Raw genomic sequence first — 13424 nt, 5'->3', positions numbered from 1 at the left:
TCACGCCTCACTGGGGATCCGGGACTTGGTCGCGGCGTGCGTCATGGGGACGACCGCCAGCCCGCCCGCGCCGATGACGCAGGCCAGGTAGAACCATCCGTTCGGTCCCTGGGAGATGGCGACCGACACCACCAGGGCCGGGCCGTAGATCTCCTCCAGGGCGCTGCCGGCGGAGAAGATCCCGGCGTACCGCCCCTGCTCACGGGCCGGCGCCAGCCCGAAGGACAGCCCCCAGTCACCCGCCGACTGCAGCAGTTCGGCCACCGTCAGCACCACCACGGACAGCAGGACGACGGCGAGCAGGACCTGGCCGCCCCGTCCCGCCGTGCCGGCGAACAGGACGCACGAGACGGCCGAGAAGGCCGCGGAGGCGGCCAGCGTCCTGGCCGCCCCCCGGACATCCTCCGCGGTGCGGCTCAGCAGCGGCTGGAAGACCACCGCCAGAACCGTGTTCACCACGAGCATCGCCGCCACCGTCCACCCCGGGGCGTCGGTGTGCCCGGTCAGCCAGAGCGGCAGGCCGACGTTGAGGATGCTGACATGCAGCGCCAGCAGCCCGTTCACCAGCCCGAGAGCCGCCACGGAGGTGAGCCGGCGGGCCGGTGACGCGGGGGCCGGCCCGTCCTTCACGAGGGGTGCCGCCGCTGCGGGCCCCGTCTCTCCCGCCATCCGGGTGGGCAGCGACACGGTCACCACCGCGCAGCACACGTACGCCGCCACGGCGGCCAGCACCAGTACGGAGAAGGCCGTACGCGTGCCGATCGCCAGGGCCGGCGCCGCCACCAGCGCGCCGATCGACATCCCCACGTTCATGGTGCTGCGCAGATAGGCCTGGGTGCGCACCCGGTCCGTGGGGCCCATCACCTCCGGAACCAGCGCCCGGCGGGCGATGCTCCCCGCCCGGTCCACCGCCCCGAGCCCCACCACGAGCGCCGTCACCGCCAGGTGGGCGTGGACGAAGAGGAACGGCACGACGGCCGCCGCCTGGCACAGCACCAGCGTGACCGCCGTCCTGCGCGCCCCCCAGCGGTCCGAGAGGTGACCGGCCGGTACGGCGACCGTCACCGCCGCCAGGCCCGCGCCGGTCATGGCCAGGCCGATCCGGCCGGCGTCCAGGTCGAACACGGTGGCCAGGAAGACGATGACCGACGAGGTGAAGACGCCCCTGCCGAACGCCACGAGCAGGGTGGCCCACAGCAGCAGCCGCGTCGGCCGGTCGCCACCGACCAGGGACCGGGCACCGATCGGTTTCACGGCCGCTCCGCCCCCAGGGCACGCACCCAGTCGCGCAGGGTGCCCTCGACCCTCTCCCACAGCCGCTCCACCGCCCGCTCCGGGTACCAGTCCGTACGGTGGTGGACGGTCACCGAGATCCCGTCGGGCCCTTCCACCGGCAGGACGGCGACGGCCGCGTCGAGGGTGAAGCCGGGCAGGGCCAGCGGCCGGGACTCGCAGTGGGCGAACCCGCTGTCGTCCAGCAGCCGGTTCATGCTCGCCGGCTGGGGGTTGAAGGAGAGGTACGGGACGGAGCTCGGAGCGCCGAAGGACTCGGGCCGCATCCGGGCGATGATCCGCCCCCAGGGAACCGAGGCGCTGACGTCGATCGCCCGCATCGCCGCCCGGTTGAAGTGGTCCAGGAACGTCCTCGGGTCACCGGCCGCCGTACGCTCGGTCGCCACCACGACCCGCCCCGACAGGAACCCCACGGTCCGCCGGACGGCGGCCGCCTCCCGGTTGGCGGTGACCATGGTCGTCCCCACCGCGGGCTGGTCGCCGAGCGTGTGGAGCGCGTGGTGGACGGCCGCGTGGATCCAGGCCCACTTGCTCATCCGGGACGCGCGGGCGCCGGCGGCCAGCGCGTCCGCCAGGTCCCGGGGGATCCGGGTGCGCAGCAGGCCCGGGTCGTCGTACCCGGCCGTGGCCGCTCCGGTGAACCCCTCGTAGCGCAGCTCCGGTATGGGGCCGACGTGCCGCAGGCTGTGGGCCAGCCGGTCCACCGTGGCCCGGCCGGCCTCGGACTCCAGATGGGCGTTCTGCCGGCGCACGTGCTCGGGGAAGGGGAGCGAGGCGCCCGCCGGCGGGTCGGCCGGCAGGCCGAGCTCCAGGCGGTAGAACGCGGTCAGGTCGCGCATCAGGACGTGCAGCGACCACAGGTCGCTGACGAGATGGTCGGTGACCAGGGCGAACAGGTGGTCCGTGCCGCTCTCGACGAGGACGAGCCGGGCCAGCGGACCGTGCTCCAGGTCGAACGGGGCGTCCTCCAGCTCCGCCAGCAGCCGCGCCGCCTCCTCCCCGGCCGGACCGGCGGCTCCCGGCGGCCCGGACGGGGCCCGCACCAGGTGGAGCCCGGCCGGCGCGGCCGGCCGGTCCAGGCGCCATCGCCGGCTCTCCGGGTCGAAGCCGCACCGCAGGACGTGGTGCGCCGACTGGAGCCGGTACCAGGCGCGTTCCAGCGCCGGGACATCCAGGGGGCCGCTGACGCGCAGCGTCGTCGAAGGGTGGCTGGACCGGTAGGTCCCGGCCGCCGCGTCCACCGCCATCTGGCCCAGGCGGTGCCGCTGCGCCCAGGACGGCTCTTGTTCCGCGTACACCTCGTCACGTCCCATGCCGCCGTCAGTACCAGCCCTTCAGCGCCGCCTTGAACCCGTCGAAGTCCTCGTTGTGCACCACGTGCCCGGTGCCCGGCACCGTCCGCACCTCGAACCCCTCGCCGCGCAGCCGCTCCGCCCGCCGCGGCGGGATGTTGTGGCTGGGATCGGCCAGGACCAGCAGGGCCGGAGCGGTGGGGCCGGGGGGCTCGTACCCGGCGAACCCCTCGAAGGAGGACACCGTCTCGGGGTCCCAGCGGTCCAGCGCGGCGCGCTTGTACCGCCGCGCCTCCGGTTCCCACCGGGGGAGCGCCGCCGTGATCTGCTCCATGTCCCAGTCCTTCTGGGCGCGCAGTGCCCGGGCCATGGCGCCGCCGTCGGCGGGCGGCGCCGCCCAGGCCGGGTCGACGTACACCACCCGCCCCGGCTCCAGCCGCTCGCAGGCCCGCGCCAGCAGCAGCGCCCCGAGCGAGTGCCCCACCGCCAGGGCCGGCCGCCGGGGCAGCGCCTCGACGAGCGCGTCGGTCATGGCGTCCAGCGAGTACGTCTCCCAGCGCGGGCTGCGCCCGTGGCCGGGCAGGTCGGGGGCCAGGACGTGGAACCCCCTGCCCGCCAGCTCCGGGCCGGTGCGCCACCAGCTGCTGGAGTCGGCCGTGATGCCGTGCACCAGTACGGCCGTACGGTCGCCGCTGCCCCACTGCTCCACGTGCAACTGTGTCATCGCCGTTCTCCTCCTGGGTGTTGCGACGGAATGCGTGACATCGGTCTGTCGGGCCCGTGGCCGGGCCGCCGGGTCACAGGACGACCGCGACCCGGTACTCGCGCAGCCACTGGTCGAGCTGGATGACGCGCGGCAGCCAGGGTGGCGGCGTGAACGTACCGCTGAACCAGGCGTCGCTGTCCACCATGGAGCGCACCGCGCGGGCGTCGACGAGCCCGAGCACCGGGGACGACGGATCGTCGACGATCTCCCGGACCGCGCGCCGGACGCCCTCCAGGTACGCCGGGCTCTGCCCGACGGGGAAGCCGCTCTTGGGCCGCTCGACCACCTCCGGGGGCAGCAGGTCGGCCACCGCCGAGCGCAGCAGCCCCTTGTCCCGGCCGCCCGCCCGCTTGAACTCCCAGGGCACGTTCCACAGGTACTCCACCAGCCGGTGGTCGCAGAACGGCAGCCGCACGGCCAGCCCGTTGGCCCGGCTCATCCGGTCCTGGCGGTCCAGCAGGAAGGGCAGGAAGCGGGTGAGCTGGAGGTGGAACACCTCGCGCAGCCGCCGGTCCGCGCCGCTCTCGCCCTCCAGCCGCGGCACCTCCGCGAGCGCGTCGGCATAGGTGTCCGCCACATAGGCGTCCAGGTCGAGGACGGCCCGCAGTTCCGGCGAGAGCTGGGCGTTGCGGTCGGTCACCCCCCGCGACCAGGGGAAGTTGGTGGTCGCCCGCTCCGCCTCGGCACGGAACCAGGGGTATCCGCCGAAGAGGTCGTCGGCGCCCTCGCCCGAGAGAGCCACAGCGGCGTGCTCGCGCACCTCGCGGAAGAGGAGCAACAGGGAGACGTCGAGGTCGCCCACGCCCGGCATGTCCCGGGCGCGCAGGGCGCTGCCCAGCTCGTCCACCAGCGAGGGCGCCGCCACGACGACCTCGGTGTGGTCGGTGCCCACGTGGTCGGTGACGGCGCGGACGAAGGGCGCGTCCCGGCTCGCATGGAGGGCGTCGGGCCTGAAGTCCTCCTCCCCGCCGGCGAAGTCCAGCGAGTAGGTGGCCAGCCTGCCGCCGCCCCGGGCGGCGGCCCGGCGCGCGGCGAGCGCGACGATGGCGCTGGAGTCGATGCCGCCGGACAGCAGCGCGACGAGCGGCACGTCGGAGACCAGTTGCTCACCGATCGCCGCCCCCAGGAGGCGCCGCACCTCGGCGACGGTGGCCGGCAGGTCGTCGGGGTGCGGCTCGGCGCGCAGCCGCCAGTACCGCCGCTGCCGCGCGCCCGCGCGGTCGACGCGCACGACATGGCCGGGCCGCACCTCGGCCAGGTCGCGGTAGACACCGGCGCCCGGAGGCTTGATGGCCACGGTGAACAGCGCGGCCAGGCCCTCCGCGTCCACCTCGGCGGGGAAGAGCGGGTGCGCCAGGACGGCCCTGGGCCGGGACCCGAACAGGACCCGGCCGTCCCGGCGCGTCCAGTACAGCGGTGTGATCCCGAGGCGGTCGCGCACCAGCAGCAGCGCCTGCGAGCGGGTGTCCCAGACGGCGAACGCGTACATCCCGGCGAACCGGTCGAACGCCCCCTCGCCCCAGGTCAGATAGGCCCGCAGCACCAGCTCGGTGTCCGAGGCGCCGCGGAACACGCAGCCGCGCCGCTCCAGTTCCGAGCGGAGCTCACCACCGTTGTGGATCTCGCCGTCGAAGACCACCACGGCCGGCTCCGGGCTGCCGGGGCCCGCTTCCGTCACCGCCCCGTCGCCGCCGCTCCGGCGGCCGGCCGGCCCGCACTCGCCGAGCGCGGCGCGCGGCGACAGCAGGTGGCGGGGGACGTCCGTCCCCGGGCAGGCCATGGTGCCGACCATCGACGCGAGCGTCGCGCCCCGGGCCGTCAGGTCGGCCTCCCAGTCCACCCATCCGGCGATCCCGCACATCAGGCCGCTCCGCCCGCGCCACGCGGGGGCTGCCCGCCGGGCTCAAGCTGCCGCAGCGACTCGGCCACCAGGGCGCGGATCGGCTCGGGCAGCCGGGCCCAGTTGCGTTCGTCGTTCAGGTCCAGCACCCGGGACAGCTTCCACCCGAGGTACTGGCCGAGCGAGGCCAGCGGCGGCAGCGTCCCGACCACGCGGACGGCGACCGTCATACCGGGGAACAGCGGGTCCAGCCGCCCCGACACATGCGCGAACCACTCCGGGCCGGGGTCGCCGTCCGTGGTGACCAGCAGCACCACCCCCCGCTCCCGCACCACCAGCATGTAGTTGAACACCGTGTGGTCCGGCAGCGGCTCCGACCACAGGGCGGCCTCCAGGTCGTTCTGACGGACGCCGTTCGTGGCGAGCGTGACCACGTCCTGCTCCCGGCCGAGGGTGCGCAGCACCGGGGTGCGCACCCCGCACGGGCAGTCGGTGCCGGTGATCTCGACGCGGTCGCCCGTCCGGTACCGCAACAGGGGCCTGGCGGGCAGGTCCAGCGTGGTGACCACCAGCTCGCCCCGGTCGGGCGAGCCGTCGATCCGCCGTGTCCCGGAGTCGTCCGTGAGCTCCAGCAGGTAACTGTGCGTCTGCAGGTGCAGGTTGCGCTCGCGGCACGTCACGGCCGTGGTGCCGGTCTCGGACGACCCGTAGGAGCACACGTACGCGACGCCCCCGGTCAGCCGCTCCAGGTGCCGGACGAAGCTGGGACCGGTCTGCTCGGCCATCAGCAGCAGACGGTCGAACCCGGGTGCCGCCAGGCCCTCGCGGTGCGCGAACTGGATCATCTCCAGCAGCCGGGACGGCGGGCCGACGAACACATTGGCGCGCAGGGACTCGACCAGCCGCAGCACCCTGCCGTAGTCACCGGTGATGTTGTCCACCCAGGGGCGGAAGGACATCACTCCCAGGTACTCCAGCACCTTCTCGAACTGGTAGGCCGCCGGGGCGAAGGGAGCGTTGATCAGGATCAGCGCCACGTCCCGCTCCCGCAGCAGCTGCGCCCACAGCGAGCCGATGTTGATGGTGTTGACCACCAGGTCGTCGGCGGCCTTCGGCGCCGCCACCGGGTCACCGGTGGTCCCCGAAGACTCGTAGTAGTGCAGGAACTCCGCCAGCGGCCTGGTGAACGCCTCGTCGCCGTACGCGGCGAGGTCCTGCTTGTTCAGCAGCGGCAGCCCGGGGAAGATCTCCTCCAGCGCGGTCCGCGGGTCGATTCCCGGCCGCGTGACCGCCTCCCGCAGGGCGTCGTCGTAGATGTGCCGGTAGAGCGAGCTGCGGGCCGCCGCCGCCAGTGTGGTGGCGAGCTTCCCGGCGTGGACGGCGGTGAGGTCCACCTCGCCGCTGTGGACGCTGTGCACCAGGGAGGTGTGGTCGTCCGCGAGCCGGCCGAGGGCCGCGCTCCGCGCACTGTCACGCAGCAGCAACATCCGCCAGCCTCCTTCCTGCGATGAAGTCGGTGTCGGGGAGGCCGGCCGCACGGCGCAGCGCCCCGCTCTCGATCAGTCCCACGACCGCCGCCACGTCGTGGTCGAGCCTGCGGTCGCGCGCCACGAACGCGGAGTGGTCGCGGATGAGGGCGTGCACCGCCCGGACGGCGGGCGCCGCCCGCTCGGTCCCGCGCAGCTCGATCGCCTGGGCCAGCGCCAGCAGATGAATGGCGGCGGCCTCCCGCACCAGGCCGTTGACGGTGCGGGCGTCGCGGGCCGCGATGGTGCCCATGCTGACCTTGTCCTGGTTGTGCGCCTCGGTGGACCGGGAGAACACCGAGGCGGGGCCGGTGTTCTTCAGCGCCTCGGCGGTGACCGCCGAAGCGGCGATCTGCATGCCCTTGAAGCCGTGGTGCAGGCCGGCCTCGGGGTCGACCGGCTCGCGCGGGACGATCAGGTTGGGCGGCAGCCCGTTGTTGAACTTCTCGTCCACGACCAGGGCGAGCTGCCGGTCGAGCAGGTCCGCGAGCCCGGCCACCGCCACCTTCAGGCTGTCCATGGCCTGGCCGACGTGGCCGGCGTAGAAATTGCCCCCCAGGTGCAGGCCCGGCTCCTCGGCATCGAACAGCGGGTTGTCGCTGGAGGAGTTGATCTCGACACCCAGCCAGCGCTCCACCCAGTCCAGCGTGTCGTGCGTGACGCCGATGACCTGCGGGGCACACCGCACCGAGTACCGCTCCTGGACCGGGTCGCCCAGCCGCAGGAATCCCCGCCCGTTCAAACGCTCCCGGCGCAGCAGGACGTCCTCGAAGGACGTCGCCAGCCGGGAGCCCGCCAGCAGCGCCCGTACGGTGGCGGCGCTCCGCACCTGCCCGGGGTGCGGCTTGTTCTCGTGGACGAAGGAGTGCATCGCCGAGGCGTTCCCGCGCAGGGCCTCCAGCGTCATCGCGGTGGCCAGCTCGGCGACGAAGGCCAGTTCCCGCGCGTCCCAGGCGGCGAGCACCCCGTAGGCGGCGGTGAAGGAGGTGCCGTTGATGAGGGCGATGCCCTCCTTGGGCTCCAGGACCAGCGGCGCCAGCCCCTCGTCCCGCAGCGCGTCCGGCGCCGGGCGGACCCGGCCCCGGTGGCTCACGTCGCCCTCGCCGATGAGCGCGGCGGCCAGGTAGCACAGCGGGACCAGGTCGCCGCTGGCGCCGAGCGACCCGCGCTCGGGGATCAGCGGCAGTACGTCCCTGGCCAGCAGCTCCAGCAGGGTGTCCACGACCTCCGGGCGCACCGCGGAGGGGCCCCGGGACAGCGCGTTGGCGCGGATCAGCATGGTCGCCCTGGCCACGTCGGAGGTCGCCGCCGGGCCCACCCCGTTGAGGTGGTACAGGACCAGGTTGCGCTGGAGGGCCGCGGCCTTGTCCGGGGAGATCTGCCGGACGCAGCTGTCGCCGAAACCCGTGGTGACCCCGTAGACGGGGACCTCCCGCTCCAGCAGGGACCACTTCAGCCCGAGGGAGCCCCGCATCCGCTTCCTGGCCTCGTCGGTGATGAACGCCCGTGCCGCGGGGGCGCCGCCGCGCGCGGCCCAGGCCACCTCGTGGGGCGAGAGCGACGCGCCGTCGAGCGCGAGACCGCGGGGGGCGCGTGTGTGGGGTATGCCCGGCACCTCGTGTCCTTTCCAGGAGGGCTGGAGAGAAGGACAGCGTCCCGGACCCGGGCCCTCGCGGGCTTCGGCCCTATGACCTGTTGCCTACCTGTCCGTTGGGCGGGCCCGCGCGGGGCGGGTGGCGGGCTAGCATCCAGCAGCCACCAGCCGGATTTCCGTACCGGCCATGGACCCGGGAGAGGCATGACCGCGGCAGAGCGCACGACCGAGGAAGTCCTGAGGATCCTGCGGGAGATATGGGAGGACGTCCTGGAGACCCCGGTGGAAGGGCCCGACCAGGACTTCTTCGAACTGGGCGGTGACTCCCTGCTCGCCCTCATCGTCGCCAGCCGGGCCGAGGAGGCCGGCCTGTCGATGCCGCCGTCCGGGGTGCTCCGGCAGCCGACGCTGCGGGGACTGGCCGAGGCGGTCGTGGACCCGGCCCGGTTCGAGAGCTGGTAGGGATCCCGTGGCCCGCCCCGCAGACCTGCTCCACCACCGCACGGAGGGCCCGGCGGACGCCCCGCTCCTGGTCCTCGGCCCGTCGCTGGGCACCTCCACGGCCGTCTGGGAGCCCCATGTGGCGCGGCTGGCGGGCCAGTACCGCGTCCTGCGCTTCGACCTGCCGGGGCACGGCGGATCGTCGGCCGCGCCGCTTCCCGACCCCCGGCCCGGCGGCACGTCCATGGCGGACCTGGCCCGGCTCGTGCTGGACCTCGCCGACCACCACGGGCACCACGCCTTCCACTACGCGGGCATCTCGCTGGGCGGGGCGATCGGGGCGCACCTCGCGGTGCACCACCCGGACCGGATCAGCTCCCTCTGCCTGATCAGCAGTTCCGCCCGGTTCGGCGATCCGGCCCACTGGCGCGACCGGGCGGCCGAGGTCCGGCGCCGGGGCACCGCACCGCTCCTGAAGGCCGCTGCCCAGCGGTGGTTCGCCGACCCGGCCACGGCGGCCACCGCCCGGGGCGCCGCCCTGCTGCGCGACCTGGCCGGGGTCGACCCGGCCGGTTACGCGGCCTGCTGCGACGCCATCGCCGGCCACGACCTGCGGGCGGACCTGCCACGGGTGACGGCGCCGGCCCTGGTCGTCGCCGGCGCGCGCGACGTGGCCACACCGCCGAGCCAGGCCGAGGAGCTGGCACGGGGGATGGGACACGCCGCCCTGGTGACCGTCGACTCGGGGCACCTGGCCGCACCCGGGGAGACGGCCGCGGTCACCGACGCGCTGCTGGCCCATCTGGCCGCGGTCGCCGGACAGGGCGCCCGGCGGCCGTAGGCACACCGGGGGCGGCACCGAAGCGCCGCCGGTGGCCGGTCAGTCGGTGAGGATCCGGAGCTCGGCCAGCGACCGCCGGCAGTGCGCGATGGCGGAGGTGGTGTCCTCCGCCCGGCTGGCGACGTGTCCCAGGCCGTCCCACTGGCCGTCGAAGGACCGGACCGTGTCGCCCGGCCCCACCCACAGGTCGACCCCCAGGGTGTCGGGCCGGGCCAGCACCGTGTCCAGGCCCTGGATCTCGCGGACCGTGCCCGGCCGGGCGACGACGAGCCAGCTCGCGGCGGCTCCCCGGGGCGCCGGGCGCTCCCCGGGCGCCTCCGCGAGGCCCAGCGGCCAGCCGAACGCCAGTTCCTGGAGGTCCAGGCCGTAGACCGTCTCCATCAGGTCCCCCAGCAGGGCGCCGCCCACCCTGGTCTGCGACTCGATGACCACCGGCCCCTCGGGCGTCAGCTTGAACTCGGTGTGCGTGGGCCCGTCCCGGAAGCCCATGGCGTCGAGGAAGGCGGCCGTCACCCGCACCACGTCCGCCTCGACACCGGAGTCCACCCGCGCCGGGAGGGCGTGCCCGACGTGCACGTGGTTGCTCTGCTCGGTGATCGCCTCGGTCACCGCCACCACCACGTGGCGCCCGTCGAAGCTGAAGGTCTCGGCGCTGCACAGCGGACCGTCGACGTACTCCTCCATGAGGAACTCGTCCAGGTCGTAGGCGTGGACCAGGGGATGGCCGGAGTCGCGCAGCCGGCCCACCTCCCGCCAGGCCGCCTCCGTCTCCTGCTCCGAGTCGACCTTCAGTACGCCGAAACTCGCCGTCCCGCACGTGGGCTTCACGATGAAGGGGTAGCCGTGGTCGGCGCCGAACCGGGTCAGGCTGTCACGGCCGGCGACCAGCGCGGCGGCCACCGCCCGGACACCGGCGGGCGCGGTCCGGGCCAGGTGGGCGCGCATCCGCGACTTGTCGGTGAACCGGTGGGTCACCTCGTAGCCCGTCCCGCCCAGTCGCAACAGGTCGTTCACCCGTGCCACCGGGTCCAGGCCGGGCTCGGTGAGGGAGACCGCGGCGTCGAAGGGCCGCCGGCCGTGGGCTTCGAGCACCAGCGGGCGCAGCACCTCCCAGTCGGCGTAGTCGGCGCGGACCACCTCCACGCCGCGTTCGTCCTCGGGGTCGGTCTCGTCGGGGAACCGGAACCAGACGATGTCGGCGCCGCTGGCGCGGGCCTTGCGCAGGTGGGTGGTGGAACCGCCCATGAGGAGCAGGCGCTTGGCTGACGTCATGGTGTGCGTCACTTTCTCGCGTACGGATCACCACGGTGCGTGGTGGGTCGGATCGGGTCGGGCCGGGACGGGTGCCCGGGGCCGGGGTCCCGGGGCGGGTCCGGCTCCGGGCGGCTCAGGGCCGCCGCTCCCGGAACAGGTCGGGGAAGTAGTGGATGTCCGCCGTCAGCCCGGCGAGCATCTGCCCCATCGGTGCCGGGACGGGGCCCACCTCGCCCAGCAGTTCGTGGTTGTCCCGCACGGTGCGCCGCGAGAACGGCAGGGAACCGGCGGACAGGTATCGGATGGCGCCCTCCGCGTCCCGCCGGGGGACGATGTCGGACCGGGCGTACCGGCTCGCGCTGAAGGGGATGTCCAGGCTCCCGTCGGCGAACGCCTCGACGATCGCCGCCCGCGGATCGCCGCCCCGGCCCAGGACGGGTGCGACGATCTCGTCCACCTCCCGCAGGATCCGGTCGAGCTCGGCCGTGACCCCCGACTCGTCCACGGTGAGGAAGTCCAGCAGCGGGGAGTTGGCGCGGTCGGCCAGCCGGAGCCCGTCGACGTTGGCCTGGGTGTCGGGGATCCCGGCCGCCTCCTGGTGGGTCTTGCTGATGACCTTGCGGGCCCCGCCGAGCCGCGCCACCAGCGCGCCGTACAGGATCAGGTCCTCGGCGTCGCGGCGGGCCCGGGGGAAGACGCCCATGAACTCGTGCAGCACCGGGGGCACCGCCACCCCGGCCGGGAGGTAGCGCTCGGCGAGCACCGGGACGGCCCGCAGGGCGGCGACGTCCTGGACGAGGTGACCGCCCTGCGGATACGCCACGGAGACGCAGCGCACCCCGGCGCGGGTGGCCAGCACCGCCTCCAGGACGCTGATCGCCAGACTGATCGAGGGCGGCACCAGAACGGCGGTCAGCGTGCCGAACAGCTCCCGGTCGATGACGACGCCCAGCTCCGCCAGCTCCCCGCACCGGCGGTCGACCTCCTCCCAGGCCGCCAGCGACTCGGCCAGCGGGACGGCCTTGGAGTAGGGCAGGTTGTACGAGATGCCGCCGCCCTCGAACGAGGTGATGCCCGAGGCGACGGCCACCTCGAACAGCAGCCGGGCGTCGGGCGACCCGTGCCGCACCTCCAGCGGGGCCGCCACCGCCTCGTTCAGGTCCCTGCCCCGCCGCCAGCCGTGGGTGACCAGCGGATAGCCGTTGAGGTCCCGCGGGTTGTCGGCGAGGGTGCGCCGGGCCTGCTCGAACCGGCGCAGCCGGGTGTGGGAGTCGATGGTCAGCGTGAGGATGTCGGGCGCCGCCTCGGCCTCCAGGGTGCGCAGCAGCCGTTTCATCTCCCGGTGCCCGCCCACTCCGCAGCGCGGCTGGACCGCCACCCGGCCGGACTCCCCGGCCCGGCGCAGTACCGCTTCCGCGGTCGGCTTGCCCAGCGAGATGATGTACGCCGCCGATTCCTGGAGCGAGGGCGGGGCGGGGGCCCGGAACCGGCCGGTGCCCACGGGGGACCGGCCGGTCACGCGGCGCCGAGCCCGGCCCGGCCGGCCGCCGGCGCCGCCCGTCCCGCCGCCTCGCGCAGTTCGTCCAGCACGGCCGGCAGTTCGGAGGGGTCGGTGAGGATCCGGTCGACGCCCAGCGCCAGCAGCCGCTCGTGCGCCGCCTCGTCCTTGTGGCTGCCGACCGACAGATTGCCGCCGACGACGACCGGGCAGCGGATGGCCCCCGCCGCCCGGGCCGCCGGGAGGTCCCTGAGGTCCTCGTGGACATGCCCGTTGAGACTGCCCACCAGCACCGCCTCCGCCTGCGGGTACTCGCGGCAGGCGGCGGCGAACTCGGCCACCGGGGTGCAGGTCCCCAGGTTCACCACGGTGAACCCGAGCTCCCGCAGCCCGTGGGCGATCAGATGGTTGGCGACGGCGTGGCTGTCACTCGCGGCCACGCCGAGGATGACCAGCCGCCGGCCGGGGCCCGCGCCGGTGGGGCGCGGCCGGTGTTCCTGCCCAGTCACGGACACTCCCTTCTCCGCTGTACGGGACGCCGGGCACCGCGTCAGATCAGCTGCCCCGTGCAGGCGTCGTCCAGGTACGCCCGCTTGGCCGCGGCGTCGCGCGACGACCGCAGGTAGCGCGACCAGCCGCGCCGCTCGTGGGAGGTGGCGTCCAGCTCCACCACCTCCTGGGTGGCGCGCAGCGTGCCGGGCGCGGCCCGGTACGGCTGGAAACCGTCCTCGCCGCGGGAGTAGATCGCCTGGCACATCTCGTTCTTGTTGCGCCAGACGCACACGATCATGAAGTACTGCTCGCCGCACCGGTGCAGCAGGACGAAGCCGAACTCCTTGCGCAGCTCCAGCCGGCCCTCCGCGGCCTCGGCGCGCAGGAACTCCCTGGCCTCCTTGGAGACCTCCGGGGCCGCGTCCTGGTCCACGCCGCGGATGTCGTACCACTTCAGGCAGGCTTCCGGCAGGCTCAGGTGCTCGCCGGGGAAGATCCGCTTCTCGGTGTGCGTCCAGTCGGCCGGGTACTCGGCCAGCTCGTCGAGGTTGTCGGGGACGCCGGTGGTCTGGGACATCGTGATACCG

The 13424-nt window shown here is 74.3% G+C and carries 12 protein-coding genes; 2 read left to right on the top strand and 10 right to left on the bottom strand.

Going from position 1 to position 13424, the window contains the following annotated elements; translation table 11 throughout:
* The 6 genes from AB0H53_RS07050 to AB0H53_RS07025 form a co-directional block, all read right to left on the bottom strand.
* Positions 1–1254 carry an MFS transporter gene (locus AB0H53_RS07050; protein WP_362108345.1) on the bottom strand — a complete coding sequence of 418 codons (1254 nt, stop codon included), beginning with the start codon at positions 1252–1254 and terminating at the stop codon, positions 1–3.
* Positions 1251–2606 (bottom strand): condensation domain-containing protein, encoded by a 1356-nt coding sequence (locus AB0H53_RS07045; protein ID WP_362108343.1) that lies wholly within the window; start codon positions 2604–2606, stop codon positions 1251–1253. The genes AB0H53_RS07050 and AB0H53_RS07045 overlap by 4 nt, the downstream gene beginning before the upstream one ends.
* A 7-nt stretch (positions 2607–2613) precedes the next feature.
* A complete protein-coding gene (locus AB0H53_RS07040; RefSeq protein ID WP_362108341.1) occupies positions 2614–3309 on the bottom strand; it encodes an alpha/beta fold hydrolase in 696 nt (231 codons plus the stop codon).
* Positions 3310–3382: 73 nt separating this feature from the next.
* Positions 3383–5212 carry an asparagine synthase (glutamine-hydrolyzing) gene (gene asnB, locus AB0H53_RS07035; protein ID WP_362108339.1) on the bottom strand — a complete coding sequence of 610 codons (1830 nt, stop codon included), beginning with the start codon at positions 5210–5212 and terminating at the stop codon, positions 3383–3385.
* Entirely contained in the window at positions 5212–6678 is a 1467-nt protein-coding gene (locus tag AB0H53_RS07030) for a hypothetical protein (RefSeq protein ID WP_362108337.1), read from the bottom strand. The genes asnB and AB0H53_RS07030 overlap by 1 nt, the downstream gene beginning before the upstream one ends.
* Positions 6662–8332 carry an aromatic amino acid ammonia-lyase gene (locus tag AB0H53_RS07025; protein ID WP_362108335.1) on the bottom strand — a complete coding sequence of 557 codons (1671 nt, stop codon included), beginning with the start codon at positions 8330–8332 and terminating at the stop codon, positions 6662–6664. Before AB0H53_RS07025 ends, AB0H53_RS07030 begins: the two co-directional genes overlap by 17 nt.
* Before the next feature lie 183 nt (positions 8333–8515).
* On the opposite strand from AB0H53_RS07025, the gene AB0H53_RS07020 reads away from it, so the two are divergent.
* Together AB0H53_RS07020 and AB0H53_RS07015 are read left to right on the top strand one after the other, a co-directional pair.
* On the top strand, positions 8516–8773 hold the full coding sequence (locus AB0H53_RS07020; RefSeq protein ID WP_362108333.1) for a phosphopantetheine-binding protein: 258 nt from the start codon (positions 8516–8518) through the stop codon (positions 8771–8773).
* A 7-nt stretch (positions 8774–8780) separates the two neighbouring features.
* A complete protein-coding gene (locus AB0H53_RS07015) occupies positions 8781–9593 on the top strand; it encodes an alpha/beta fold hydrolase (protein ID WP_362108331.1) in 813 nt (270 codons plus the stop codon).
* A 39-nt stretch (positions 9594–9632) separates the two neighbouring features.
* Here AB0H53_RS07015 and AB0H53_RS07010 read toward each other — a convergent pair whose 3' ends face one another.
* From AB0H53_RS07010 to AB0H53_RS06995, 4 genes are all read right to left on the bottom strand, one after another.
* The gene (locus AB0H53_RS07010; protein ID WP_362108329.1) at positions 9633–10865 is read right to left on the bottom strand and encodes an ATP-grasp domain-containing protein; all 1233 of its coding nucleotides are present in this window, start codon (positions 10863–10865) and stop codon (positions 9633–9635) included.
* 115 nt (positions 10866–10980) lie between these two features.
* Positions 10981–12366 carry a methylaspartate mutase gene (locus AB0H53_RS07005; protein WP_362108327.1) on the bottom strand — a complete coding sequence of 462 codons (1386 nt, stop codon included), beginning with the start codon at positions 12364–12366 and terminating at the stop codon, positions 10981–10983.
* On the bottom strand, positions 12363–12854 hold the full coding sequence (locus tag AB0H53_RS07000) for a cobalamin-dependent protein (RefSeq protein ID WP_362108325.1): 492 nt from the start codon (positions 12852–12854) through the stop codon (positions 12363–12365). Before AB0H53_RS07000 ends, AB0H53_RS07005 begins: the two co-directional genes overlap by 4 nt.
* 41 nt (positions 12855–12895) lie before the next feature.
* Positions 12896–13414: a hypothetical protein gene (locus tag AB0H53_RS06995; protein WP_362108323.1), complete on the bottom strand. Its 519-nt coding sequence runs from the start codon at positions 13412–13414 to the stop codon at positions 12896–12898.
* Between the last annotated feature and the right edge of the window lie 10 nt (positions 13415–13424).

The organism is Streptomyces sp. NPDC050856, assembly GCF_040653855.1.
GTDB lineage: Bacteria > Actinomycetota > Actinomycetes > Streptomycetales > Streptomycetaceae > Streptomyces.
Note: the sequence above shows the minus strand (reverse complement) of the source record. Positions and strands in the feature narration are given on the sequence as shown.